The 26,116-nt window shown below is 70.5% G+C and carries 16 protein-coding genes; 10 read left to right on the top strand and 6 right to left on the bottom strand.

Annotated features, from left to right (window positions below):
• The first annotated feature begins 68 nt into the window (after nucleotides 1–68).
• The gene (locus KV557_RS09665; protein WP_218199354.1) at nucleotides 69–821 is read left to right on the top strand and encodes a helix-turn-helix domain-containing protein; all 753 of its coding nucleotides are present in this window, start codon (nucleotides 69–71) and stop codon (nucleotides 819–821) included.
• On the opposite strand, the gene KV557_RS09660 is transcribed toward KV557_RS09665, so the two are convergent.
• Nucleotides 790–1,206 (bottom strand): hypothetical protein, encoded by a 417-nt coding sequence (locus KV557_RS09660; protein WP_218199353.1) that lies wholly within the window; start codon nucleotides 1,204–1,206, stop codon nucleotides 790–792. The two genes, KV557_RS09665 and KV557_RS09660, sit on opposite strands and share 32 nt — an antisense overlap.
• A 304-nt stretch (nucleotides 1,207–1,510) precedes the next feature.
• Between KV557_RS09660 and KV557_RS09655 the strand changes: the two genes are divergently transcribed.
• Both KV557_RS09655 and KV557_RS09650 read left to right on the top strand, forming a co-directional pair.
• Entirely contained in the window at nucleotides 1,511–2,431 is a 921-nt protein-coding gene (locus KV557_RS09655) for a DUF6891 domain-containing protein (protein ID WP_218199352.1), read from the top strand.
• A gap of 3 nt (nucleotides 2,432–2,434) precedes the next feature.
• Nucleotides 2,435–2,605: a hypothetical protein gene (locus KV557_RS09650; RefSeq protein ID WP_218199406.1), complete on the top strand. Its 171-nt coding sequence runs from the start codon at nucleotides 2,435–2,437 to the stop codon at nucleotides 2,603–2,605.
• Nucleotides 2,606–2,642: 37 nt separating this feature from the next.
• Here the strand turns inward: KV557_RS09650 and KV557_RS09645 are convergent, their stop codons facing one another.
• Complete coding sequence (locus KV557_RS09645; protein ID WP_218199351.1) at nucleotides 2,643–3,551, bottom strand: diacylglycerol kinase; 909 nt, start codon at nucleotides 3,549–3,551, stop codon at nucleotides 2,643–2,645.
• 73 nt (nucleotides 3,552–3,624) lie between these two features.
• Complete coding sequence (locus KV557_RS09640; protein ID WP_374106609.1) at nucleotides 3,625–5,247, bottom strand: FAD-binding oxidoreductase; 1,623 nt, start codon at nucleotides 5,245–5,247, stop codon at nucleotides 3,625–3,627.
• Between the two features lie 20 nt (nucleotides 5,248–5,267).
• On the opposite strand from KV557_RS09640, the gene KV557_RS09635 reads away from it, so the two are divergent.
• Nucleotides 5,268–5,867, top strand: a complete 600-nt coding sequence (locus KV557_RS09635) for a TetR/AcrR family transcriptional regulator (protein ID WP_218199350.1) — start codon at nucleotides 5,268–5,270, stop codon at nucleotides 5,865–5,867.
• A complete protein-coding gene (locus KV557_RS09630) occupies nucleotides 5,864–7,435 on the top strand; it encodes a glycerol-3-phosphate dehydrogenase/oxidase (protein WP_218199349.1) in 1,572 nt (523 codons plus the stop codon). Before KV557_RS09635 ends, KV557_RS09630 begins: the two co-directional genes overlap by 4 nt.
• A 70-nt stretch (nucleotides 7,436–7,505) precedes the next feature.
• Here the strand turns inward: KV557_RS09630 and KV557_RS09625 are convergent, their stop codons facing one another.
• Entirely contained in the window at nucleotides 7,506–7,799 is a 294-nt protein-coding gene (locus KV557_RS09625; RefSeq protein WP_218199348.1) for a hypothetical protein, read from the bottom strand.
• A gap of 239 nt (nucleotides 7,800–8,038) precedes the next feature.
• Here KV557_RS09625 and KV557_RS09620 point away from each other — a divergent pair, with 239 nt between their 5' ends.
• The gene (locus tag KV557_RS09620; RefSeq protein ID WP_218199347.1) at nucleotides 8,039–8,614 is read left to right on the top strand and encodes a TerD family protein; all 576 of its coding nucleotides are present in this window, start codon (nucleotides 8,039–8,041) and stop codon (nucleotides 8,612–8,614) included.
• A gap of 15 nt (nucleotides 8,615–8,629) precedes the next feature.
• Here the strand turns inward: KV557_RS09620 and KV557_RS42425 are convergent, their stop codons facing one another.
• Nucleotides 8,630–9,949: an FAD-dependent monooxygenase gene (locus KV557_RS42425; RefSeq protein WP_308129825.1), complete on the bottom strand. Its 1,320-nt coding sequence runs from the start codon at nucleotides 9,947–9,949 to the stop codon at nucleotides 8,630–8,632.
• Between the two features lie 238 nt (nucleotides 9,950–10,187).
• On the opposite strand from KV557_RS42425, the gene KV557_RS09610 reads away from it, so the two are divergent.
• From KV557_RS09610 to KV557_RS09600, 3 genes are all read left to right on the top strand, one after another.
• Complete coding sequence (locus KV557_RS09610; RefSeq protein WP_218199400.1) at nucleotides 10,188–12,218, top strand: NADPH-dependent 2,4-dienoyl-CoA reductase; 2,031 nt, start codon at nucleotides 10,188–10,190, stop codon at nucleotides 12,216–12,218.
• A 29-nt stretch (nucleotides 12,219–12,247) separates the two neighbouring features.
• The gene (locus tag KV557_RS09605; RefSeq protein WP_218199345.1) at nucleotides 12,248–12,781 is read left to right on the top strand and encodes a PadR family transcriptional regulator; all 534 of its coding nucleotides are present in this window, start codon (nucleotides 12,248–12,250) and stop codon (nucleotides 12,779–12,781) included.
• Nucleotides 12,782–12,871: 90 nt separating this feature from the next.
• The gene (locus KV557_RS09600; protein WP_218199344.1) at nucleotides 12,872–13,618 is read left to right on the top strand and encodes a hypothetical protein; all 747 of its coding nucleotides are present in this window, start codon (nucleotides 12,872–12,874) and stop codon (nucleotides 13,616–13,618) included.
• Between the two features lie 84 nt (nucleotides 13,619–13,702).
• Here the strand turns inward: KV557_RS09600 and KV557_RS09595 are convergent, their stop codons facing one another.
• On the bottom strand, nucleotides 13,703–18,154 hold the full coding sequence (locus KV557_RS09595; RefSeq protein ID WP_218199343.1) for a LamG-like jellyroll fold domain-containing protein: 4,452 nt from the start codon (nucleotides 18,152–18,154) through the stop codon (nucleotides 13,703–13,705).
• Between the two features lie 223 nt (nucleotides 18,155–18,377).
• On the opposite strand from KV557_RS09595, the gene KV557_RS09590 reads away from it, so the two are divergent.
• The gene (locus KV557_RS09590) at nucleotides 18,378–26,108 is read left to right on the top strand and encodes a polymorphic toxin-type HINT domain-containing protein (protein WP_218199342.1); all 7,731 of its coding nucleotides are present in this window, start codon (nucleotides 18,378–18,380) and stop codon (nucleotides 26,106–26,108) included.
• The last annotated feature ends 8 nt before the right edge of the window (nucleotides 26,109–26,116 follow it).

Raw genomic sequence — 26,116 nt, 5'->3', positions numbered from 1 at the left:
TCCGGTGAACGGTCTCAATTCCCGTCGGGGAATGGCGGGAGAGATGCCGCAGGGTTAGAACTGGTGGTGTGGACTTCCCCCAGGCACTACGCGAGCGCCGGACCGGCCGCCGCCTCAGCCAGCTCGACCTCGCCACCCGCGCCGGCACGACCCAGCGCCACCTGAGCTTCATCGAGTCCGGCCGCTCCGCCCCCGGGCGGGGCATGGTCGTCCGGCTCGCCGAATCGCTCGACCTGTCGTTGCGGGAGCGCAACGAGCTGCTGCTGGCGGCCGGTTACGCCCCCGTCTACCCCGAGACGCCGCTCGACGGGCCGGCGCTGGCCCCCGTCCGGGCGGCGATCGACCACATCCTGGCCGGCCATCTCCCGTACCCCGCCCTCGTGGTGGACCGGCGCGGGGGCGTGATCGCGGCGAACGACGCGCTGGAGCTGATCACGGAGGGCGCCGACCCGAGCCTCGTCGGCCCGGGCACCAACGCGTACCGGCTTGCCCTCCACCCGGACGGCCTCGCGCCGCGCATCCTCAACTTTGCGGCGTGGGCGCGGCACATCCTGGAGCGGACAGGGCATCTCGGCGAGCTGCACGAGGAGTTGTGCTCGTACGTGCCCGAAGTGGAGGTGTCCGAGCACCACTTGGGCTTCGCCGTACCACTGCACCTGCGTACGGCGCTCGGCGAGCTGCACCTGATGACGACGGTGACCACCTTCGCCACCGCCGTCGACGTCACGCTCGCCGAGCTGAAACTGGAGGCGTTCCTGCCGGCCGATGCCGAGACGGCGGAGGTGCTGCTCAGAGCCCGGGGAACTGGTGGTCCGCGGTGATCCGTCCGTCGATGCCGAGCACGACGAACTCCAGCCCGCCGCCGACGGGTTCGCCCCCGGAGGTGGGCACCATCTCCCAGGTGAACTTCACGACGTTCTTCAGCCGCACCGCATCCTGCCGGGCCCGAAAGGTGAACTCCCCGGGCGCCACGAACTCCTCGTGGGCGCGGCTGACCCGGACCTCCAGCGCGTGGTACCCGCGCGCTTCGAGCGTGCTCTCGTCGAACCCCACTCGCGCGGCGACCTCGCGAATCTCCACGGGCGGGTGCAGCACGTGCACGGCATCCTCGCCCCACAGTTCCTCGATGGCCTTCCGTCGCCGTCCCGGGTCGGCCTCCATCCACAACGCGGCATAACGGTCGGCGAGTTGCTGTGCAGTGGTCATGGTGCTCTCCTTGCGGTGATGTGGAATGCTCCTCATCCTGCGAGGCGGTGCGCGGGCCGACAATTCCCGGCAGGGTATGACCCGGTCGACTCGCGCCGGGCCGCTGTCGTGTGAATTGGGGTTGCCCGGCATGACCTACGACCCGACCGCAGACTTCGAGGACCTCGCCGCCCCTGAGGGCCTGCTGCGCCACAACGTGGTGTTCCGCATCCGCCCCGAGCTGCCCCGGGACTGAGCCGGGCGCGTACCGGGCCGAGTGACGCTGTGACGGCTGTTGTCAGTGGGGTGTGCCATCGTGTGCCCCATGCTGGCGATCATGGTGCAGGACAACGACGGGACGCGGCGCCCCTGGGTGCACGCGGAGGATCTGGCTGGGCTGGTCCGGCGGATCGGGGCGCCGGACGACCGCTTCCTGGTCGTGCAGCGGATACCCGACCTGCCCGACATCTACATCCAGGTCTGGCACGCCGACGGCGGTGACTACTCCCTGGAGTACCGGGACGGGGCCGCCGACCGGCACTTCGAGGTCAAGCTCGACGGGCCGGACGCGGTGATCGCCGCCATGGTCGGCTGGGCGCGGCGCGAGCCCGGCTGGAGTGACGGGCTGGACTGGAAGGCGCTCGACATGGGGCCGGCACCCGAACCAGTCCCGCCGCTCGACCTGCCTGCGGACGAGCGGCGCACGCTGGAGGAGCGCCTGCGCCTCACCCTGGCCTGCGGCTACACCACCCGGGCCGAACTCGCCGAAGAGGCCGAGGAGTACCTGGTCTCCGCGGACCGCCGTCCCGTCTCGCGCGAGCAGGCCGAGCAGCTGGCCGACCGCCTGTGGCTGGAGCGGGTCGGCGAGCAGACCGCCTGGGTGGGCGAGACCGACCCGGAGCGGCTCGCCCGCGCGTTTGCCGCCCTGGAGGAGGCGGGCATCACCGCCCGGGAGCACTTCACCTGCTGCCGCTCCTGCGGCGAGACCGAGATCGGCGCGGCCGGCGAGCCCGAGGCGCGCGGCTTCGTCTACTTCCACTCCCAGTGCACCGAGTCCGCCGCCGAGGGCCGGGGCCTCTCCCTCCTCTACGGCGGCTTCGACGGCTCCCCGCTGACGACCACCGCCGTCGGCCACGAGGTGGTGGCCGCCCTGACGGAGGCCGGCCTCCCGGCGGTGTGGAACGGCGAGCCGTCGCACGCCGTCGAGATACGCCCCCTGACCTGGCGCAGGCGCCTGGTGGGCTGACCGATGAGCGACGACGTGCTGTCGGTGATCCCGACCGACCCGTCCTGGCAGCCGGCACCGGCTGCGGCCGAACGGGCCGTCGCGCTGGTGGCCGAACTGCTCGGCGACGACGACGGTGCCGAGCAGATCCGGGCGCACCTCTGGTGCAGGCACCTCTGGTGCAGGCAACTCTGATGCGGGCAACCGGCCGGGGTGACCCGGCCGGCGCGCGCTACGGGACGAGCAACCGCAGGGCGCCCCGGTCCACCGACACGTCGATGGGCAGGGGAGCGATGAACTCGCCGTCGGCGTAGGACGTGATGCCGGGGGAGTCGATGCGCAGCGACGGTGTGCGGTGGGTCTCGACCTCGGGGTGCTGGATGTGCGTGCCCTTGAAGATCGTCGGGAAGAAGCGGGCGATGCGCAGCCGGGGCATGGCGGCCACGACGGTGAGGTCGAGCAGGCCGTCGTCGGGGAGTGCGCCGGGGCAGATGAGCATGCCGCCGCCGTAGCTGCGGGTGTTGCCGACGGCGGCGAGGGTGAGGTCGCGTTCGATGACGGTGCCGTCGGCGAGGGTGATGCGGAAGGGGAGGGGGCGGAGGTTGGCGAACTCGGCGAGGATGGCGAGGTTGTAGCGCATCCGGCCGCGGGGCCAGCGCAGGCGGTTGGCGCGGTCGCTGACCAGGGAGTCGAAGCCGGTGGCGAGGACGGAGCCGAACCAGCGGGTGGTGCCGTCGGGGGCGGTGATCCGGCCGAGGTCGACCGTCCTCGTCCGCCCGGCGGCGATGACGTCGGCGGCGGCTTCGGGGGTGTCGCGGGGGAGGCCGTACTCGCGGGCGTGGTCGTTGCCGGTGCCGGCGGGGATGACGCCGAGCGGGACGGCGGTGCCGGCGACGGCCTGGAGGGCGAGGTTGATCATGCCGTCGCCGCCGACGACGACCACCGCGTCGACGCCGTCCGCGACGGCCTCGCGGGCGAGGCGGACGGCGTCCTCGGGGTCGCGGCCCTCGCGCAGGTCGACGTCGACGCCGAGGGCGCGCAGGCGGGCGACGGCCCGGTGGGCGGCGGGTGCGGCATGGCCGGCGCCCGCCGCCGGGTTGCTGAGTAGAGCAACCCGGCGGATTCTCGGGCCCCCGCTCATGCGCCCGCCTCGCTTCGCTCGGCAGGCGCTTCGCGGCACGCGCACCTCTCGATGGTGAGCTCGCTCCGCTTGCTCACGGGATCAGCTTGCCCGGGTTGAGGATGCCCGCCGGGTCGAGTTCGGCCTTGACGGCGCGCAGGATGCGCACGCCCAGCTCGCCGATCTCGTCGGTCATCCAGGGCCGGTGGTCGGCGCCGACGGCGTGGTGGTGGGTGATGGTGCCGCCGGCGGCGAGGATGGCGTCGCACGCCGCGTGCTTGGCAGCGGCCCACCGGGTGAGCGGGTCCTCGCCGAGGGCGGCGACGACGGTGAAGTAGAGCGAGGCGCCGGTCGGGTAGACGTGCGAGATGTGGCAGAGGACGAGGGCGCCGGGCAGGGCGGTGGTGAGCGCCTCGGTGACGGCGACCCGAAGATGCGGCAGCCGGCTCCAACTCGTCGCCGTCTCCAGGGTCTCGCAGAGCGCACCGGCGCGGATCAGCGAGTCCCGCAGGTAGGGGGCGCTGAACCGGCCGTGCTCCCAGGCCCGGGCCGGCGTCTCGCCGAGCGAGGTGCCGCCGGCGGCGAGGAGCACCTCGCGGGTGAGCCGGTGGCGGGCGGAGACCTGCGCGGCGGTGCCTTCGAAGACGGTGACGCCGAGGCAGCCGCTGACGGCGGGGGCGCCGCCGATCTGCTCGGTCATGGCCAGGTTGACCATGGTCTCGGCCTCGTCGGAGAGGCGGATGACGGTCGGGCCGGTGCCCTGCTGTTCGACGGCGCGCAGCGCGGCGCTGCCGGTGGCGAAGTCGGGGAAGCTCCAGGCCTCGTAGGCCTTCTCGGCGGGCAGCTCGTGGACGCGGACCCGGACGGCGGTGATCACGCCGAGGGTGCCCTCGGAGCCGAGGAAGAGCTCGCGCAGGTCGGGCCCGGCGGCGGAGGCCGGGGCGCGGCCGAGGTCGAGCACGCCGACGGGGGTGACGACGCGCAGGCCGCGCACCATCTCGTCGAAGCGGCCGTGGCCGGCCGAGTCCTGGCCCGAGGAGCGGGTGGCCGCGAAGCCGCCGATGGTGGCGTAGCGGAAGCTCTGCGGATAGTGGCCGAGTTCGTAGCCGCGGTCGGCGAGCAGCGCCTCCGCCGCCGGGCCGGTGAGGCCGGCGCCGAGGAGGGCCTCGCCGGAGGTCTCGTCGAGGTCGAGCAGCTGGTCGAGGCGGCACAGGTCGAGCGAGATGACGGCGGTGAGCCCGCCGCGCTCGGGGTCGAGGCCGCCGACCACGCTGGTGCCGCCGCCGAACGGCACGACGGCGATGCGGCGTTCTGCGCAGAGCGCGAGGACGGCGGCGATCTCGTCCTCGCTGCCGGGCAGGACGACGGCGTCGGGCGCGTCCTGCGGTTCGCGGCTGCGGCGGCGCAGCAGGTCGGGGGTGGACTTGCCGCCGGCGCGGGGGAGGCGGTCGGCGTCGGCGGCGCTGACGTGCGCCTCGCCGACGGCGGCGGCGAGCGCCTTCAGGTCGGCGTCGCTCAGCCGGGAGGGGCGGAGCACGACCTCGTCGGCGGTGGGGCCGGGTGCGGCGTCGCCGGTGACGCCGAGGGCGGCGGCGAGCAGTCCCTTGATCTCCGCGGACAGCTCCTTGGCGAGGGCCGGGTCGCCCCAGGCGTCCCACTTCATCGGGGGGAGCGGCAGCGCGGCGCCGGCCGGTCCCGCTTGCGTCTCAGGTGCCATGCGTTACAGTTTCACACATCATGTCAAGTAGTAACGCCGAGTCCTCGGCCATGCAGACGCCGCGCAGCACCGATGACGCGATCCTCGACGCCGCCGCCGAGCTGATCGTCCATCTCGGCGTGCGCCGCACGCAGTTGGCGGAGATCGCGCGCCGCGCCGGGGTGAGCCGGCCGACCGTCTACCGGCGCTGGCCGGACGTGAAGGCGGTGATCGGGGCGCTGCTCACCCGGGAGATCCTGGCCACCCTGGACGGCGTCGCGCTGGACGTCCGCGACCGCGAGACCGTCGTCGAGCGGGTCGTCGAGGTCGCCGTCCGGCTGCGCGACCACCCGGTGCTCGGCGCGCTGCTGCACTCCGCCGACTCCGACCTGCTCCTGGAGTACGTCGTCGAACGGCTCGGCACCAGCCAGCGCGGGTTGCTGGAGGCGCTGCGCACCGGCATCGAGCAGGGCCAGGCGCACGGCTCGATCCGGGCCGGCGAGCCGGTCGAACTGGCCGCCATGGTGCTGCTGATCGCCCAGTCCACCGTCCAGTCGCACCGCATGGTCGCCTCCCTGTTGCCCGAGGCTGCCTGGCGTCGCGAACTGGCCAGAGCGCTGAACGGATACCTCGCGCCATGACCGCACCGAATTACGGACTGATAGCGGGACCCTTCGCCGGATCGAGTCAACTCAACGCGGCAAGACGGCAGTTGGAGCTCGAAGCGCTCGCCGGTCGGCCGCATGTCGACCTGCTGGTGATCGGCGGCGGCGTCACCGGCGCCGGGGTGGCCCTGGACGCCGCCGCGCGCGGGCTGCGCACGGTGCTCGTCGAGTCCCGCGACCTCGCGTTCGGCACCAGCCGCTGGAGCTCCAAGCTGGTGCACGGCGGCCTGCGCTATCTCGCCTCCGGACGGATCGGGGTGGCCCGGGAGAGCGCCATCGAGCGCGGGGTGCTGATGACCCGGACCGCCCCGCACCTGGTCCGCGCCCTGCCCCAACTCGTGCCGCTGCTCCCGGGATTGCTGCGCCCCGGGCAGGGCGCGCTGATCCGCGCGGGCTTCCACGCGGGCGACGCGCTGCGGCTGAGCGCCGGCACGCCGGGCGCACTGCTGCCCCGGGTGCGCCGGATCGACGCGGAGCGGACCCGTCGGCTGGTGCCGGGCGTCCGGACGGCGGGGCTGCGCGGCGCGCTGGTCGCGCACGACGGCCAACTCGTGGACGACGCACGGCTGGTGGTGGCGCTGGCCCGGACTGCCGCGCAGTACGGTGCGACGGTGCTGACCCGGGTGCGGGCCGAGGACGTCACCGGCGACTCCGCCCGGCTGACCGACGTGCTGACCGGCGAGTCGCTGACGGTCGCCGCGGGCGCCGTCGTCAACGCCACCGGCGTGTGGGCGGGCGAGGTCGACCCGTCGATCCGGTTGCGGCCCAGCCGCGGCAGCCACGTGCTGGTGGACGCCGCCGCACTCGGGCACCCGGCCGCCGCGCTCACCGTGCCCGTGCCCGGCTCCACCAGCCGCTTCGTCTTCGCGCTGCCGCAGCAGCTCGGCCGGGTGGCGATCGGACTCACCGACGAGGACGCGCCGGGCCCGATCCCGGACGAGCCGGTGCCGACGGACGGGGAGATCACCTTCCTCCTCGACACCGTCAACGCCGCCCTGAGCACCGCGCTGACCAGGGCGGACGTGCGCGGCGCGTACGCCGGGCTGCGGCCGCTGATCGACACCGGGGGCGGCAGCACCGCCGACATCTCGCGCGAGCACGCGGTACTGGAGTCGCCGTCCGGGGTGGTCACCGTGGTCGGCGGCAAGCTCACCACCTACCGGCGGATGGCCGAGGACGCGGTGGACGCCGCCGTCCGGCTGCGCGGCCTGCCGGCCCGGGCGTGCTGGACGGCCCGGCTGCCGCTGGTCGGCGCCCCCGGGCACCGGGACAGCCGGCCGCTTCCGGCGGACGGGGTGCCCGGCTCGCTGCTGGCACGGCACGGGGGCGCGGCGCAGGAGGTGGTTGCGGCGGGCGAACTGGTCCCCGTTGTGGAGGGGATCGACGTGACGCGGGCCGAGGTCGCCTACGCCGTCACCCATGAGGGCGCGCTGGACGCGGCGGACGTGCTCCACCGCCGGACGAGGATCGGCCTGGTCGAGGAGGACGCGGACCGGGCGCGCGAAACCGTCGAGGAGATCCTGACGGAGTGTCAGAAGGCCTAGCCGCACGCCGGACAGCGGCGAATAGTACGGTTTCGGAGTATTTACGGGCAAACCGTCCAGTCGGTGAACCTCAGCGCGCCGCGTGCTCCGGCATCGCCAGCTCAGCCCCGTCCACCTCCAGCACGCACGCGAGCGGGTGCTCCGCCGCTCCCGTGCGCTCCAGCCGCACCGCGAGCGGCAGCGGCGGCTCCACGGCGAGCTGTGCGGCCAGCGTCAGCGGGTAGACGCCGTGCCCGTGCACGCGGTGGAAGGCGCACTCCTTGCCGTCCACCAGCAGCTCGGTCTCGGTGATCCAGCCGGAGCGGACGTTGACGGTGACCGAGTGGCCGGCCCGGTCGAGGTGGAAGCTGTACCGCTGGCGCATGGGGACCTCCCGTGCGGGGGGCGCCCGGGGACGAATCGGGCCCGCCCGCACGGCCAGTCTAGGTCGGCGGCACGGCCCCGGCGCGCCTGCGGGAATGCGCGGGAATGTGCGGGAATGCGGTCGTCGGAGGGCTGGGCACCCTGAGAAATCCCCGGGGCAGGGCCCGCCCGCAGGTGGATTCTCGCGATCTCTACAGTGTTGTAGATTGCGTCGGCAGGGAGAGATCCGAGGAGGGCATTGTGGGAGTTTCGCTGGCCAAGGGCGGCAACGTCTCGCTGAGCAAGGAGGCGCCCGGTCTGAGCGCCGTGATCGTGGGGCTCGGCTGGGACGTGCGCACCACCACCGGGGCCGACTACGACCTGGACGCCAGTGCGCTGCTCTGCAACGCGCTCGGCAAGGTGGTCTCGGACCAGCACTTCGTGTTCTTCAACAACCTGCGCAGCCCCGAGGGTTCGGTCGAGCACAGCGGCGACAACCTGACCGGTGGCGGCGACGGCGACGACGAGCAGATCAAGGTCGACCTGTCCCGGGTGCCGGCCGACGTCGCCAAGGTGGTCTTCCCGGTGTCGATCTACGACGCCGACGCCCGGATGCAGAACTTCGGCCAGGTCCGCAACGCGTTCATCCGGATCGTCAACCAGGCCAACGGGCAGGAGATCGCCCGCTACGACCTCTCCGAGGACGCCTCCACCGAGACCGCGATGGTCTTCGGCGAGCTGTACCGCAACGGCGTCGAGTGGAAGTTCCGTGCCATAGGCCAGGGTTACGCCTCCGGCCTGCGCGGCATCGCGACCGACTACGGCGTCAACGTCTGATCGGTCGAGGAATCGCTACGGGGTTTCGGCGTCCGTGTGCTCGGCTGTGCGCCTGGCCGTGTCCGGCCATACGTCCGGCCGTACGGTCGACCGCGCACCGAGCGGGCTGCCGCCGAAACCCCCGCTGCCGGTGAGCTGTTGGTGCCACCAGGCGACCATCCCGGGCTCGTCCATCGTCGACCAGTCCGGCGCGGCGCCGACCTGCGCCCGGCCGAGCCGTCGGCCCAGGTCCACCAACTCCCGCCCTGCCAAGCTGCGTTCGCGGTCGTAGGCGGCGAGCGCGCCCGCCCACGAGTGCCCGGCGCGCCAGGCCTCCTCGAAGGCGTGCGCGTCCTGGAGCGCCTTCACCGCGCCGCTGGTGTTGTGTGGGCGCACGACGGTGGCCGCGTCCCCGGCGAGGAGTAGGCGGCCGGCCGTACGGCGCGGGGTCGCCAGGTCGTAGATGGGCTGGAGGAAGGTCCGCTCGGGCGGGGTCAGGGCGACCAGGGCGGCCCAGTAGGGCGGCAGTTCGCGCTCGGCGAGGTCCGCGAGTTCGTCCGCCCGGCCGTCGTCGAGCGCCCCCGCGGGGATGCTGGTCGGGCCGTCGAGGCGCAGCCAGGCGGGCGTGGGCGCGTAGAAGACCCAATTCACCTGCGTGCTGCCGGGGTTGACGCCCGGGATGCGGTAGAGCACGACCTGGCCGCCCGGGTAGCAGACGGTGGCGCACTCGTCCTCCGGCCACGCCTCGGCCCCGCCGGGCAGTTCGGCCAGCCGCGCGGCGTCGAAGCTGCCGCGCCAGCACACGTACCCCGCGTACTCGGGCCGGGCCTCCGGGCAGAGCGCCTCGCGGACCACCGAGCGGTAGCCGTCCGCGCCGATCACCAGGTCGTACGGTTCGCGCTTGCCGCTTGCGTCGGCCACCCAGGCGCCGTTCCCGTCTCCGCCGCCGCTTCCGTCCGTGCCGACGGCGGTGACCGTCGTGCCGAGGCGGTACTCGACGTTCCCGGGCATCCCTTCGCGCAGCGCCTGCCAGAGCACGCCCCAGTGGAAGGAGTGGAAGGGCATCGGCTGGGCCCAGAGCAGCCGTCCGCGCGGATCGCCGCCGCCCGACGTATCCCGGGTGGCCCAACGGCGCACGGTGAGGCGGTGGCGACGGACGCCCGCGTCGAGGTGCCCGCCGTCGACGAGTTCGGCGAAGCGGTCGTCGTGGATGCAGATGCCGACGCCGCGGTCCTCCAGCCGGCCCGGGCTGCGTTCCAGCACCACGACCCGCTCGGCGCCCTGCCGGGCGGCGGCCCGGGCGAAGGCGCTTCCGGCGATACTGCCGCCGACCACGGCGATCGAGCCACCCCGCACGTCTGTCCCCTCCCCATGTACTGCCCTGTGCAACGACGTCGCCAGGAACGACGTCGCCCGCAACGATGATGTCGCTAGGACGATACGCCGACCGGGCGGGCGGCCGGAACGCTTTCGGTCGAGCGGGCGCGGCCGAGCCGGCCGAGCCTTTATGCAACTAGTTGCATAGCCGCCTCCCCGTCCCCTACCCTGCGGTAACCAAGAGCCCCGCCGCCCCCAGGAGACGTCGATGAGCGCCATGCCCGGCAGCCCCTACCCCCGCCTGCTCAGCCCGCTCGACCTCGGCTTCACCACGCTCCCCAACCGCGTGATCATGGGCTCGATGCACGTCGGCCTGGAGGAGGCCCCCGGCGGCTTCGACCGCATGGCCGCCTTCTACGCCGAGCGCGCCCGCGGCGGCGTCGGCCTGATCGTCACCGGCGGCATCGCCCCCAACGAGGCCGGGCGCCCCTGGGAGGGCGGCGCGATGCTCACCACCGAGGCCGAGGCCGACCGGCACCGCGTGGTCACCGACGCCGTGCACGCCGCCGGCGGGAAGATCGCCCTGCAGATCCTGCACTTCGGCCGCTACGCCTACCACCGCGACCTGGTCGCCCCCAGCGCCCTCCAGGCGCCGATCAGCCCGTTCGTGCCGAACGCCCTCACCACCGAGCAGGTCGAGCAGACCATCGAGGACTTCGCCCGCTGCGCCGCCCTCGCCCGGCGCGCCGGCTACGACGGCGTCGAGATCATGGGCTCCGAGGGTTACCTGATCAACGAGTTCATCGCCGCGGCCACCAACCACCGCGAGGACGAGTGGGGCGGGCCGTACGAGCAGCGGATGCGCTTCCCGGTCGAGATCGTCCGCCGGGTCCGCGAGCGCGTCGGCGAGGACTTCATCATCGTCTACCGCCTCTCCATGCTCGACCTCGTGCCCGGCGGCTCCACCCTCGACGAGGTCGTGCGGCTCGCCCAGGCCGTCGAGGCGGCCGGCGCGACCGTCATCAACACCGGCATCGGCTGGCACGAGGCCCGCATCCCCACCATCGCCACCTCGGTGCCGCGCGGCGGCTTCGCCTGGGTCACCAAGAAGGTGATGGGCTCGGTCGGCATCCCGCTCGTCACCACCAACCGCATCAACACCCCGGAAATCGCCGAGAAGTTGCTCGCCGACGGCTACGCCGACCTGGTCTCGCTGGCCCGCCCGCTGCTCGCCGACGCCGACTTCGTCGCCAAGGCGCAGGACGACCGCGCCGCGTCCATCAACACCTGCATCGGCTGCAACCAGGCCTGCCTGGACCACACCTTCAGCGGACTGATCACCTCCTGCCTGGTCAACCCGCGCGCCTGTCACGAGACCGAACTCGTGCTCTCGCCCACGCAGTTGCGCAAGCGCGTCGGCGTCGTCGGCGCCGGACCGGCCGGGCTGGCTTTCGCCGTCTCCGCCGCCGAACGCGGCCACGACGTCACGCTCTTCGACGCTGCAGAGACCATCGGCGGGCAGCTGAACATCGCGCGACGCATCCCCGGCAAGGAGGAGTTCGACGAGACGCTGCGCTACTACCGCACCCGGCTCGCCGAGTTGGCCGTCACCCAGCGCCTCGGCGCCGTCGTGACCGCCGAGCAGCTGGCCGCCGAGGGCTTCGACGAGCTCGTCCTCGCCACCGGTGTCAGCCCGCGAACTCCCGCCGACATCCCCGGCGTTGACCACCCCAGCGTGCTCGGCTACCTCGACGTGCTGCGCGACGGCGCGCCCGTCGGCGAGCGCGTCGCCATCCTCGGTGCGGGCGGCATCGGCTTCGACGTCGCCGAGTTCCTCACCGACCAGGGCGACGCCGCCAGCCTCAACCCGCCCGTCTTCCAGGCCAAGTGGGGCATCGACCCGGAGTACCGCGAGCGCGGCGGCCTGCGCCGCCCCGAGCCGCCCAAGCCCCCGCGCCAGGTCCACCTGCTCCAGCGCAAGACCACAAAGGTCGGCGCCGCGCTCGGCAAGACCACCGGCTGGATCCACCGCACCGAGCTCAAGCACCGCGGCGTCACCATGGTCGCCGGCGTGACGTACGACCTCATCGACGACGCCGGCCTGCACATCACCGTCGACGGCGAACGCCAACTGCTGCCCGTCGACACCGTCGTGCTCTGCACCGGCCAGGAACCGCGCCGCGACCTCGACACCGACCTGCGCGCCCTCGGCCTCACCCCGCACCTGATCGGTGGCGCCGACGTGGCCGCCGAACTCGACGCCAAGCGGGCCATCAAGCAGGGCACGGAACTCGCCGCGGCGCTCTGACCTGCCTCCCGCTGTCTAGGATCGACGGTATGTCGCTGCCCCACGCCATCCTCACCGCCCTGCTGGAGAAGCCCTCCTCGGGGCTGGAGCTGACCCGGCGGTTCGACAGGTCGATCGGCTTCTTCTGGTCCGCCACGCACCAGCAGATCTACCGCGAGCTGGGCCGGCTGGAGGCCTCCGGACACATCCGGGCCCTCCCGCAGGCCGGCCCGGCCCGCGGCCAGAAGAAGGAGTACGAGGTGCTGCCCGCCGGCCGCGCCGAACTGGAGCGCTGGACGGCCGAGGGCGCCGACCCGCGGGCCGTCCGCGAACCCCTGCTGCTGCGGCTGCGCGCCGCCGCGGTCGTCGGCACGGCGGGCCTGGACACCGAGCTGCAACGCCATCTCGCGCTTCACCGTGCGAAGTTGGACGACTACCTGGAGATCGAGCGGCGTGACTTCCCGCCCGGGCGGGCGGCCGACGAGAACCGGCTCCAGCATGCCGTGCTGCGGGCGGGCATCGGCCTGGAGACGTTCTGGGTGGAGTGGCTCACCGAGACACTCTCTGCCCTCCCAGAGTACTGACCTGCACCTTTCCCCTTCCCCGCGCCCCGGCCGGACCCCGGTGGGACACTGGTCACCTGTCCCTGCCCGACCTTTCGACCGGGGGCCAGCATGTCCCTCCCGAGGCCTCTCCACGCCCTCACCGCCGCGGCCGTCGCCGTAGCGGTCACCTTAGGCACCGCAGGCCTCGCCGCCACTGCCGCACCGGCACAGGACCTGCCCTCCGCCGACCAGCTCAAGGCGGCGCTGCTCACCGTCAACGACCTCGGCCCCGGCTACACCGAGGCCCCCGCCGGCAGCCCCAGCCCAAGCCCCGGCGAGAACCCCGCCCCGGTCAGCGGCTGCGACGCCCTCAGCGCGCTCATCAACCAGCACGCCAACGCCTCCCCGACGCCCGCCACCCCGCACGCCGAGGTCGAACTCGACGGCCAGGACGGCAACCCGGTGGTGACCGAGAACCTCACCGCCGAGGACCCCGGCAAGCTCACCACCGACTTCAACACCGCCACCGACGCGCTCAAGACCTGCCACCGGATCACCTTCACCGCGGACACCGGCGACTCCGTGACCTTCGACGTCACCCCCATCACCCTCGGCGACCGCCCCGACGCCCCCGCCGTCCGCCTCGACGGCACCCTGGCCGGCGTCCAACTCAACGCCTGCATCGGCATCGAACGCTTCGGCACCGTCGCCATGGTCTTCGGCTTCTTCCAGCGCGAGGGCTCGTCCTCCCAACTCGCCTCCATGCAGTACCGCACTGTCGTAGCCAAGGTCGAACACACCCTCGGCACCACCGCCGGCAGCACCACACCCCCCGCGCCCCCCGCCACCCAGGGCACAGCCGTCGCCTTCCAGTAGGAGGCATACGGCGGGGAGACAACAACCGGCCTCTCCCCGAGCGGGGCTCGGAGAGAGGCCGAAGCGGTGCTGGTGGATCTGTGGCTACTTCGTCTGGGCCTCGTAGGTCCAGCGCTGGTTGGCGCTGCCGACGCAGTCCCATATGTCGAGCGCGCTGCCGTTGGTGGTGTCCCAGCCGTGTACGTCGATGCAGCGTCCGGACGCCGGGTTGTAGATCGAGCCGTCGTACTGGCGGATCCATGTCTGGGCGGCCGGGTCACCACAGGGCTGGGCGGCGATCTGCGTCCCGTTGACGGCGGGCGTGCTCGCCGTGCCCAGGCAGGTGCCCGTGACCGGGTTCTTGATCTTGTTGTCGCTGGTCAGCAGGAGGTGCTGGCTGTCGCCGTTCCAGCAGTCGTAGATCGCCGCGAGGGCGCCCGCGTTGCCGCCCCAGTTGTCGACGCACTTGCCGGGATTGATCGCGCTGTGGATCTGGACCAGCGAATCCGTGGTGGCGACCGTATTGACCTGCGGGTCGGTCAGCGCGTACGGGTAGACCCGGACGTCGCTGATCGCGCCGTTCAGCGCGGTGCCCGGGGGGTACAGGTTGGCGACGTCATTGCCGACGTTCAGGCTGCCGTTGGTCTTCCAGACGGTCGACACCTTGGTGGAACCGACCGCGCGGCCGTTGACGAACAGCGTGGCGGCGCCCGTGTCGGCGTTGTAGGTGCCGACCAGGTGGGTCCAGACGCCGGCCTGGGCCTTGGTCCGGCCGGTCTGGTCCACCGCGGAGTAGTAGACGTTGGTGTTGTAATGGTCGTCGCCCGGCAGGACGAACGCCCAGTTGCCGAACGCGCCCGAGTACTGGAGATAGAACGGGCTGCGCTCCTGACCGGTGAGCGACACCACGGTCTGGTAGTTGGTGGTGCTGTTGAGCTTCACCCAGGCCGCGACGCTGTAGCTCTGCGTGGTGTCGAGGCCTGGGGTGGTGGCGGTCGAGCCGACGGTGTTGGTAGAGCGGTAGGTCGTGGCTCCGTCCATGACGGTCGCCTTGTTGGGGGCGCCGGTGTGGTCGGTGGTGAGCATCGCCTTCTTCGGGTAGGTGCTGTCGGCGACGCTGTTCTGGTAGAGCGGGTTGTTGTCCCCGGTGTCGCCGCTGCTCCGGCCGTCGAGTGCCCACCAGAGCGGGTTCACTGCGGTGTTGGCGATCGTGTTGGGGCCGGCCTGCCAGGTGTAACCGGCGGTCGGGTTGTTGGCGGCGGTGGGCTGGCCCCACCAGATGCTGATCGTGCCATCCGGTTTCCTGCCCCACAGGCTCGCGTTGCCGTTGCCGGTGAGGTCGCCGTCGGAGCCCGTAGCCGGCCAGCCGTCTATCGGGATGTTGCCGATCTTGGTGGTGGTGGTGACCTGAGTCAGCGTTGGCACCATCAGGATCTGGCCGTTCTTGTCCACGATCGGCTGGCCCTGGTTGGTGGTGCCGACCACGGTGCCGGTGGTGAAGGTGTAGGCGAGCAGGTCTCCCTGAGCCGCGTCGGCGGAAGGCGCGAGGTTGCGGCTCCAAAGGCCCGGGTGGCCCTGCTTGGCCCAGTCACCAGGCGTGATGAGCTCCTTGTCCTTCCAGCCGGACGCGGCCAGCTGGACGGGCTTGCCAAGGGTGTTGGTGTCGGTGGCCGGGTAGTACCAGAGGGCTGCGTCGGTGCCGTTGTTGAAGCTCTCGACGGTGAGCAGGCCGGTCTTGTTCTTGAAGCCCAGTTTGGGGTCGAGGTTGCTGTTCACCGGGTCGCCGAGCGCGGCGACCCGGAGCGTGTTGGACCAGTCCTTGGCGTTGTAACCGGAAGTCGTGAGCCAGGAGCAGTTCTCGGTGGTGGTCTGGACACACGCGGGCTTGGCGAGTGTCTTCCTCCCATCGATTCGGCCGTAGGCGCCGGTGTTCCCGGGGTTGGGGTAGAGGTTGAGCTCGGGATCGCCGGGCGCGTGCGCGATGACGTCGTCGATGTTGTTGCCGCCGGTCAGAGTGCCACGGTGAGCGAGCTGGATGTTGTTCCAGCCCTGCCCGCCGGGCGCGTTTGCGGGGGAGGCGACGGTGGTGACGGACGGGTTCTTGACGTTCGGGTTGCCCGGGGCGTTGTACGTACGCAGATAGCCGGCCTGGTCGGGCAGCAGGATGTCGGGCGCGCCGTCGCCGGTGACGTCACCGAACACCGGTGGCGGGCCGTCCGGGTTCCACGGCACGTAGAACGCGTACTGGGCGACGGGCGAGATGTTGCGGGCGTTGTCCATCACCTGGATGTAGAGGATGTTGGTCCCCCAACGGCCGGGCGTGACAGGGATGGCGCCCTGCGGCATCTGCGAGCCGCAGGCCCAGCCGGCGCCGGAGAACTGCGGGTCCCAGGACCAGCGGGCGCAGGCCACACCGGAGGCGTTGCCGCCGCCGGCCGGAGTCGAGTCGGAGGCGGTGAACGGGACGAGGCCGGTCTCCCCCACGCGCTTCTTGGTGACCTGGCCGTTGCCGGACGGCGGGTACCTGGTGGCCAGGTCGGCGTCGGAGAGCTGGGAGTAGATGTCCGGGACCGAGAGGGTCGGCGGGGTCAGGTCGACGCCGAACCGGCAGACGGGGGTGGAAGCCGACATGCTGACAAACCCGTCGGTGGCCATGGCGCCCCAGCCGTAGACGTGGCCGTCCTTGATGACACCCGGCTTGACCTGGAAGACAGCCACGCCATTGTTGGGCGTCAAGGCAGAAAGGCCCGAGTCGGCGTCGGCGCTGAGGTCGGCGTAGTCCCAGATGTGGGTCCAGGAGTACAGCGAGTCCTGCGCGCGGCTGCTGACAGTGGCGTTGAGGGTGACGGTGCCGTTGAAGCCGGCGGAGGAGTTCATCCAGCCGATGGAGTTGCCGTCGCAGCCCTGGTTGGTCGTTTCCGGGACCTTCGTGGTGGGGGCTGGGGAGGCGTAGGGGTTGCTCGGGGTGTTGGGGACGCGGTCGTACTTCACGACGACGACCGGATTGTAGTCGAGGCGCTTGAACGCCATCTTATTCGTTTCGTCGTGGGCGAAGAGACCGAAGGCGAGACTGTCCCGCGTGGGCGCGTAGTTCTGGTACACGGACGTGACGTCGTAGTCGAACTGCCTGTTGACGGAGCATCCGTCGTGGTTTGCGCCGGGTACGGGCTTCGAGCCGACCAGGCCTCCGATGATGCCGGGGGAGTTGTTCCAGGTCGTGCTGTTGTCGATCGGGTTGGTGAGGTAGAGGTCGACGTCGTACGGGGTGGTGCAGGAGTAGTCGGAGGACTGGGTTTCCCACACCGACAAGGTCGCGTTGTTGATGACGATGTCGTTGTACCAGCGGGTGTCGAACTGGAAGTAGGAGCGTTCGACGCCCTTGGTGGTCCGGTAGCCCTGGTATCCGACGCCGGGAATGGCGTACGGGTCGTTGGTGTTGGCTACGGTCCTCCCGATGTTGGCCGTGGTCGGATAGGCGGATTGGGTCCAGGTCCACGCATTGGCCGAGCGGCTGTCGTAGAGCCAGCCCGGGTCGATGAACCAGGGACCCTGGCCCTTGCCGAGGATGGTCTCGTCGGTGGTCAGCTCGACCGCGTCAGGGGTGGCTGTGGTGACCATGGTAGCGATCTTGGCGCCGGGGCCGGGGCTTTCGGCGGTGCTGGTCCGGTCGGACCCGCCTGGTGTCACGTCATCGGAGGCACCGGCGGCGTCCCGCTTCGCGGGTGCGGTTGCCGCCGGGGTTCCGGTGGAGCTGTCCCACATCTGCGGAGCGGAGGCGTGCCAGCGGACCTTCCCGTCCGTGGTGGTGGCGGTGAGGTTGTTGTCGGCGTCGGCCTTGACCGTGACGCCCTTGGCGGTGGTGGGGAAGCGGACCTTCTTCAGTGCCGGGTTCTTCGCTGCCTCGGCGGTCTTGACGATCAGGACCGTGCTGAGGCTGCCGAGCTTGGACGTGGTCACCTTGAGGTCGACGCCGGGCGCGACCTCCGGATAGATCAGCGCCTGGCCGCCCGGGTCGAGGACCGGCCTCGTGAGCGGGAACGGGGAATCCATGCTCAGCGACTCGCCGTCCGGGCTGGTCAGGGTGGCCAGCGGCCCGGCACCTCCACCGGACAGGCGCACGCCGGAGACGGCGGCCTTGGGCCGGTAGCCGCCCGAGCCGTCCGGGATCAGTGTGCCGTCGAGAGCGGTCCACGCCCCGTTCTGCTTCACGCGCTGCGGGTCGGTGTGCATGGTCCGGGAGAAGTGGCCGTCCGGAGTGGCGACGGTCTCGCTCGACTCGTCGGTCAACTCCGGAACCGGGACGGACTTTCCGGTTTTCTTCGCCTCGGCGATCGCCTTGTCGCCGGACAGGACGGGCTTCTCGCCTGCGAACTTGGCGTCGCCGGCGGTGATCGCGCCGGACAGGCCTGCCGGGAGGCCGGACGAGGCAGCGGATGTCGAAGGTGGCGCGGTGTCGGCGAAGGCGCTGGGCGCGATCGGCCCGACCGAGGCCAGCGCGAGAGCCAGACCGATCGCGGCGGCTGACGAGCGCCGTGACGGATACCTGTTTCGGCGCATGCCGGAGGAAGCTCCGGGCGGAGCGGTAGACATGGTGTAGTCCCCCCACGAGAGATGCACGTGTCGATGCGTGCGAGCAACCTGCCCGTAAACGTCGGCAGGGCCAGAAGGCAAGCTGTCGCAGGGGCAAAGGCTTCGTCAACCACCTTTCACTGGCTGGATGTCCGATTTGCCATCGGGGCTCCCCGTTTACCCAACGTGTGAGATCCGTCACTGTGGGCCTATGTCGACAATCCGCTCGACCGCCCGCTGGTTTGCACGCTACCCTCCGCCCCAGTCGTTCGTCCGCGCCGTGTCGCGGTGCGGCCAATTCTGCTGGGGGGCAGTCACTTTGGTTCTTCATGCTCGTTTACGACGATCGGTTGGGCGGGTGGACCCGCCTCCGACGTGGGGGAAGTCCCGAGTAGCACTCGTCAGTTCGCTGGCACTTCTGGGAGCGCTGCTGTCGCCGGTGGCGCCGGCACTTGCCGCACCGCTGGCGGACAGTGGCAAGGACAAGATCTGGTCACCGCCGAACACGCCGCTGCCCAAGACGGCATCGGTGCCCGGCAGGCACGACGCGCCCAAAGCGACCCCGCGGGTGACCGGTTCACCGGACTGGGTGCCGCCGAAGCCTCCGACGGGATCGGTGCACGGCAGCGCAGTGGCAACACTGGCAGCACCTCCGGCCGCTGGCTCGACGGCGACCCGCAAGGGCGCGGACGGGGCTGAGATTCAGGAACCCGCTGCAGGGGCATCGCAGCGGGCCGGCGATCTGCCGGTATGGCTGGCCCCGATTGCCACGTCCGGTGAATCCGCTCCGGCCGGCGCTGACGCGGGCTCCGCACCCGTGAACGTCCAAGTGGCCTCATCGACTGTCGCTGACGCCGCCGGCGTTCAAGGTCCACTGGTATCGCTCTCGCGGACCACCGAAGCCGACGCGGCCAAGGTCAGGATCGGCCTGGATCTGAGCGCAGTGGGGTTCGGCGGGGATTACAAGAACCGCGCGCACCTGGTCGCGCTCCCGGCGTGTGCGCTGACCACGCCGGACGCCGCCGGCTGCCTCACTCGTACACCGGTTCCTTCGCATTACGACGAACAGACCGATCGCCTGCTGGCCGATGTGGACCTTCCCGCCACGGCATCGTCGACGAGCGCGCGCCAGCGAGCGCTGGCGAAGTCGTCCGACCTCGGGCCCGTGGGCGTGGCGGCGCCGGTCGTCCTGGGCCTGGACGGCACGCCGTCCAGCGGGACCGGCACCTTCAGCGCCACGTCCCTCTCGCCCAGCCAGGCCTGGTCCGCCGGAAGCTCCTCGGGATCGTTCGCCTACAGCTACCCGATCCAGTCGCCGCCCACCCTGGGTGGGGCGGTACCGTCGCTCGCCCTCGGCTACGACTCGGCTTCGGTGGACGGCAAGACGGCCTCCACCAATGCCCAGGCCTCCTGGATCGGCGACGGTTGGGACCTGAGCTCCGGCTTCGTCGAGCGCTCGTACAAGTCGTGCGACAAGGCCGGCATCGCGGGTTCGGCGGACCAATGCTGGGGCGGCGCGAATCTGACGCTGTCGCTCGGAGGCCACTCCGGAGAGCTCGTCCCTCATGACGCCTCCTGCGTCGCGGGCAACGCCGCCGACGAGCAGTCGAGGTGCACCTGGCGCCTGAAGAACGACGACGGCACGAAGGTCGAGTACCTCACCGGTGCCGCCAACGGCACCTGGAACGGCTCCTACCTGAAGGTCACCGACTCCTCTGGCACGGTCTACTACTTCGGCCTCAACCAGCTTCCCGCCGCCGACGGCACGCCGAGCAAGGTCGGGCCCGAGAGTAAGTCCGCCTGGACGGTGCCGGTCTATTCACCCAACCCCGGCGACCCGTGCTACGACGGTTCCAAGGGCAGGGGCTCGTGGTGCCAGACGGCATGGCGTTGGAACCTCGACTACATCGTCGACGTCCACGGCAACCTGACCACCTACACCTACGCGCCCGAGACCAACTGGTACGCCCGCGGCGGCGGCCAGAACGGCGCCGCCGCCGCAGTGAACACCGCGTACACGCGTGCCGGCACCCTCGCCTCGATCGGCTACGGCCAGCTGCTGTCCGACCAGCTCACCGCCGGCGGCACCTACCAGCCCGCATCCCGGATCGACTTCGAGCCCGGTGAGCGGTGCACGTCGACCACCTGCGACCCGTCGCAACGGACCTCGCACCCCGAGAACTGGCCGGACGCTCCGCTCGACAAGCAGTGCCTCGACCAGGGCCGCTGCTCCAACTACGGGCCGAGCTTCTGGTCGACGAAGTGGCTCAACACCATCACCACCTCGATCCGATCCGGCGGCACCTACCGGCAGGTCGACCGCTACGTCCTGACGCACGTCTTCAAGGACCCGAACAACGCGGCCCAGCAGGACCCGACGAATCCCACGAAGCCGACCGAGAACGCGCCGGTCGCCTGGCTCCAGTCGGTCAAGCGGTTCGGTGAGGACAACTTCAACGGCCAGACCGAGAAGGAGCTGCCCGAGGTCACCTTCGCCGGCCTGATGATGCCGAACCGGGTCGACGGCCTGGTCCCGGCACGTGCCCACTACAACCGTCCGCGGCTCGTGGGCATCACCACCGAGACCGGCGGCTCCATCCTGGTGGACTACACCCAGGACTCGTGCTCACGGGTGTCGGGCCGGATGCCGGCCTCGCCCGACAGCAACGCCATGAGCTGCTACAACGTCAAGTGGTTCGACACGGGCGTACAGAAGCCGGTCGACGACTGGTTCCTGCGCTACCCGGTCAAGTCGGTCACCGTCGACCCGAACGCCGGGCTCATCAGCGATTCGGTGCCGAAGACGACCACCTACACCTACGGTCCGGCGGCGTGGCACCGCAACGACGGTGCCTTCACCGACAACGACTACCGCACCTGGGACCAGTTCCGCGGGTACGCGAGCGTCACCGTGGTAACCGGCTCCGGCAAGGACGGTCCGCAGTCCAAGACGTCCACCAGCTACTACCAGGGCATGGACGGCGACTACAAGGCGGACAACAACCCGCGGCCGGCATCAGTGTCCGGGCCTACGAGCGGAAGCCGACCGGACACGGACTGGCTCTCCGGCCGAGTACTGGAGACCGACACCTACGCCGACGCGAACGCCGCCTCGCCCGCCGCGTACGCGGTGAACACCTACGAGAGTCCGAAGGACACCACCGCCACCCACACGCGGACCGGACTTCCCGACCTGGTCGCACGCTACGCCGTCGTCAAGACCACCGGCGTCAGCACGGCGGCGACCACGACCGGCACACGCACGGTCTCGACGGTCACCACGAGCGACCCGTCGAACGGCAATCGCGTCCTCACCGCTCTGAGCACCGCCGACGGCACCCCGGACGAATGCACCCGGACCTCGTACGCCACAGGTGCGAACCCCCAGATGACCGGCCTCGTGTCGGAGGTCCTGACCGTCTCCGGCAGCAACGCCTGCAGCGCGGCGCCGACGGCGGCCAACACCCTCTCCGACAAGCGCACGCTCTACGACGGCCTGGCCTTCGGTACGGCGGGTGCCAAGGGCGAGGTCACCGGCGCCCAGGTACTCGACAACTACGACGCCTCGGGCGCGCCCACCTACGTGACCGTCGGCACCAACACCTACGACGCCTACGGCCGCACCGCCACCGTCACTGACCCGACCGTCAGCGACAGCGCCAACCCCAACGGCGCCGTGGTCACCACCGCGTACAGCTCAGCCAACCCCGGCGAGCTGCCCAACCGCACGGTCACCGGCACCCCGGCGCCGACCGGCGCACCCGACGCGGGCGGCCGGCGCGAGACCGCGGTCACGCTGAACCCCGCACGCTCGCTGCCCATCACCACAACGGACCTCAACTCCCGTACGCTCACCCAGGCCTACGACTCGCTCGGGCGCCTCAAGGCGGTCTGGATACCGGGTCGCGACACGGCCGCGGGCGCCAACTACACCTACGACTACGCCGTGAACGGGACTTCGGCGCCGTCCACGATCACCACCAACTCCCTCTGGCCAGGTGGCTACAAGTACGGAGCGGCGACCCAGATCCTTGACGGCCTGGGCCGAGTGGTGCAGACCCAGAGTCCCCCGGCGATCTCTGCCTACAAGGGCCGGATGGTCACGGACACGTTCTACGACTCCCAGGGACGTGTCAACTCCACCTACAGCAGCTATTACGACGACACCAACCAGCCGAACACCAACCGCTGGATCCCCGACGCCGCGAAGGTCCCGAACAAGACGACGGTCCAGTTCGACGGTGTCGGCCGACCCGTCAGCAGCCAGTTCATCGCGCTCGGCACACTCCAGACCACGACGACCACGTCCTACCCGGGCGCCGACCGCGTCGACGTGACGCCCCCGGCAGGGGCCACCGCAACCAGCACCGTCACGGACGCCCGCGGTCGTACCGCACAGCTGTGGCAGTACCGGACGCCGACAGCGACCGGGAACCCGGCGGATGCGGACGTCACCACCTACACCTACACACCGGCGGGCCAGGCCGCCACCCGCGTCGATGCCGCGGGCAACACCTGGAGCTACGCCTACGACCAGCGCGGGCGGCAGGTTCGAGCCGATGACCCCGACACCGGTGTCTCCACCCGCACCTACGACAGCGCGGGCCGACTCGCGACCACCACGGACGCGCGCAACCAGACCGTGGCGATCACCTACGACCTGCTCGGCCGCAAGACCGGCACCTACAACGGGACGGTGAGCCCGGGCAACCAGCTCACCGGTTACACCTACGACACCGTTCTCAAGGGCCAGGCGTCGAGCTCGACCCGGTATGCGGGCGGTGCCGGCGGCACCGCGTACACCAAGGCGGTCACCGAGTACGACGTGGGCTACCGGCCGACCAAGAGCACCGTCTCCATCCCCGGCAGCGAGATCGGCAAGACCGGGCAGGCGACTTTCGAGTACTCCGCCGCCTACAACCCGGTCACCGGCTCGGTCATCAACGAGGGGCGTGCCGCGGCAGGCGATCTCGCCCAGGAATCGATCACCTACAACTACGAGGCCAACGGCCTCCTCAGCGACATGGGCGGCGCGGGCATCACCTACCTCCGCCAAGCGGACTGGGACGCCTACGGGCGCAACATCCGCTCCACCATGAACCCGTGGGGCACCCAGATCGTCGCGACCAACACCTACGACGAGCCGACCGGACGCCTGCTGACCCAATACGTCGACAAGCAGACCGCCACCACCGGCACCGTCCAGAACACGACCTACGCCTACAACCCGGCCGGCAAGGTCACCGCGATCCGGGCCATTCCCGACAACACCCCGGCCGCCACCGACCTGCAGTGCTTCACCTACGACTACCTGGGCCGCCTCACCACCGCGTGGAGCGACACCGGGCAGCTCAACCAGCCAACCCCGTCGCTCGGCGGTCAGGGCGCCTGCGCCAATGCCACGCCCACCAGCGGGGCGACCGCGCCGGCCAAGACCACCGTCGGCGGCAGTGCCGCCTACTGGCAGGACTACACCTACGACACTGCCGGCAACCGCACCAAGCTGGTCAACCACAGCCTGGTGGGGGATCCGACCAAGGACGCGACGGTCGACCAGACCTTCCCGGCCCCTGGCACCCGCAATGCGCCGACCACCGCGGCCGGCACGGGCGGCGGAACCGGAGGCCCGCACGCGCTGGCCACCGGCAAGTCCACGTTCGCCGGCGGCTCCTACAACCAGGGCACCGACCAGTACGACGCGGCCGGCAACACCACGCAGATCAGTAACCCCGGCGGTAACAAGACGCTGGGCGCCGGCTTGGTCCTCAACTCCGGCGAGTCGGTGCGCTCCAACAGCGTCCAGCTCGCGATGCAGGCCGACGGCAACCTGGTGCTCAGCTCCCTGCGCACCGGCCAGGCCATCTGGTCCACCAACACCCAGAACCACCCGGGCGCCTGGGCGACCATGCAGGACGACGGCAACTTCGTGGTCTACGACCCGCAGCGCACCATGCTGTGGTCCTCGCAGACCGTGGCCGGTGCTGGGAGCGGCTACTTCGCGGTCGTCCAGGACGACGGCAAGTTCAGTGTCTACGCACCGAACTGGCAGGAGAAGTGGTCGAGTTCCACCTGGAACGCGACGGACGCCGCGAACGGCGCAACACTGGCCTGGGACATCGAGGGCAAGCTCGCCTCGCTGACTCAGGGCGGGCAGACCACGACGTACGTCTACGACGCCGACGGCAACCAGATCGTGCGCCGCAACCCTGGCAAGACCACCGTCAACCTCGGCGGCGGCGACGAACTCACCTACGACACCAACAGCAAGACCAGCACCGGCACTCGCTACTACAGCATCCCGGGAGGCGTCACCCTGGTCCGCCAGGGCCCGGACAAGCTCACCTATCAATTCGCCGACCGCCACGGCAGCAACGCCCTGTCCATCGACTCGACGACGACGAACGAGTCCCGCCGCTCCTTCGACCCCTTCGGCGCACCCCGCGGAGCCGGCTCCCTGGCCAGCTCGTGGTCGGGCGACAAGGGCTTCGTCAACGGCCTCAAGGACGACACCACCGGCTTCACCAACCTCGGCGCCCGGCAGTACCAGCCCACCACGGGCCGCTTCCTCAGCCCCGACCCGATCCTGGACGCAGGCGATCCACTCCAATGGAACGCCTACGCCTACGGCAACGACGACCCGGTCAACCGCTCTGACCCCAACGGCCTCAAGTCCGAGGAGTGCGGCACGCTCTACGACTGCGGCTCGGCCGGAACGATCACCATGAAGAACGCAGCTGAGACGACGGCGAACTACGTTTCGGATTCTGCTCTGTATCGGCTGATCGACAGCGCCCCGGGCTACAAGCCGATCAGGCCAATTGCTCCGCCACCCCCGAAGCCCAAGAAGCGCGGATTCTGGGATGGCTTCAAGGACAGCATCGTCGGGACCGTCAAGGGAGCGCTCCAGCCACTCGGTGACCTCAAGGGCTGCGTGATCGACTGGAGCGGGGACGCCTGCAAGTCGGTCGCCACGTCGGCAAACCCGATCGCGATGTCGATCAAGGCCGGTGCCGCGCTAGTTGACACCGGAAACCAGATCTACAACCAAATCCAGAACGGTGAGTACGCTTACACAGGTGGCGAAGCCGTTGGAATGCTCCTCATGGCGATCGCGACACGGAGGGTAGCGAAAGGGCTGGCGCCGGAAGAAGCGGCAGCTGCAGCATGTGAGTTCAACAGCTTCCCGCCGGATACACCCGTCCTGATGGCTGATGGAAGTGCCAAGCCTATCGGTGATGTAAAACCCGGCGATTCCGTCATGGCGACTGACCCGAACACGGGCCGGACGGCAACAGAACCGGTCATGGCCAAGATAATCGGCCGTGGTGACACCCAGTTCACGGAACTAACACTCGCAACTCCGGGCGAGAAGGTTGCTCCTCGCGTAGCGGACCCGCTGGTCTCGACTGCTCATCACCCTTACTGGGACGAAACAGCTCGGACCTGGGTTGACGCTCAGGATCTTCAGGTGGGCCACCGGCTCTATTCCCCTGGGCGTGGCGTTGTCCTGGTGCTCGCAACCCGTACCTACACCACCGCACCGCGAGTTGCCCACAATCTGACCGTCGCCAACCTTCACACGTACTATGTACTCGCCGGGGACACGCCCGTCCTTGTACATAACAGCGATCAGCCTGGCCCGGAGGTCGGCCCGGGTGCGAGTCTGGACAACCTGACGCTATCGGAGATCCGTAGGATCCAGAACGCGGCGAATAGGATCGGCCAACCGATCTCCGTCGTGGGTAGTCGGGCGGCCGGAACCCCTGGACCCACGTCTGACTGGGACTATGTCATTACTGGGATCAACAGTCGCGTCAAACATTCGGTCTCGAGTTCACTGCCGAAGGCTGACATCACCGTGGGCCTCGGACGTCAGCAGGATATCTTCACTGGCCCGCTGGTTGACACGGAGCCTTACATTACGTTCCATCCGACTTGTTAAGGGTGAGT

Origin of the sequence: Kitasatospora aureofaciens (assembly GCF_019192735.1) — a bacterium.
Classification (GTDB): domain Bacteria; phylum Actinomycetota; class Actinomycetes; order Streptomycetales; family Streptomycetaceae; genus Kitasatospora; species Kitasatospora aureofaciens_A.
The sequence above is the reverse complement of the archived record's forward strand: the minus strand, read 5'-3'. Positions and strand labels throughout refer to the sequence as shown.

Coding starts and splice junctions, on each gene's coding strand:
- KV557_RS09635 (WP_218199350.1), top strand. CDS start 5,268: ATGTCAAGTAGTAACGCCGAGTCCTCGGCCATGCAGACGCCGCGCAGC.
- KV557_RS09590 (WP_218199342.1), top strand. CDS start 18,378: ATGTCGACAATCCGCTCGACCGCCCGCTGGTTTGCACGCTACCCTCCG.
- KV557_RS09645 (WP_218199351.1), bottom strand. CDS start 3,551: ATGAGCGGGGGCCCGAGAATCCGCCGGGTTGCTCTACTCAGCAACCCG.
- KV557_RS09625 (WP_218199348.1), bottom strand. CDS start 7,799: ATGCGCCAGCGGTACAGCTTCCACCTCGACCGGGCCGGCCACTCGGTC.
- KV557_RS09640 (WP_374106609.1), bottom strand. CDS start 5,247: ATGGCACCTGAGACGCAAGCGGGACCGGCCGGCGCCGCGCTGCCGCTC.
- KV557_RS09655 (WP_218199352.1), top strand. CDS start 1,511: ATGCTGGCGATCATGGTGCAGGACAACGACGGGACGCGGCGCCCCTGG.
- KV557_RS09650 (WP_218199406.1), top strand. CDS start 2,435: ATGAGCGACGACGTGCTGTCGGTGATCCCGACCGACCCGTCCTGGCAG.
- KV557_RS09605 (WP_218199345.1), top strand. CDS start 12,248: ATGTCGCTGCCCCACGCCATCCTCACCGCCCTGCTGGAGAAGCCCTCC.
- KV557_RS09610 (WP_218199400.1), top strand. CDS start 10,188: ATGCCCGGCAGCCCCTACCCCCGCCTGCTCAGCCCGCTCGACCTCGGC.
- KV557_RS09630 (WP_218199349.1), top strand. CDS start 5,864: ATGACCGCACCGAATTACGGACTGATAGCGGGACCCTTCGCCGGATCG.
- KV557_RS09600 (WP_218199344.1), top strand. CDS start 12,872: ATGTCCCTCCCGAGGCCTCTCCACGCCCTCACCGCCGCGGCCGTCGCC.
- KV557_RS09595 (WP_218199343.1), bottom strand. CDS start 18,154: ATGCGCCGAAACAGGTATCCGTCACGGCGCTCGTCAGCCGCCGCGATC.
- KV557_RS09660 (WP_218199353.1), bottom strand. CDS start 1,206: ATGACCACTGCACAGCAACTCGCCGACCGTTATGCCGCGTTGTGGATG.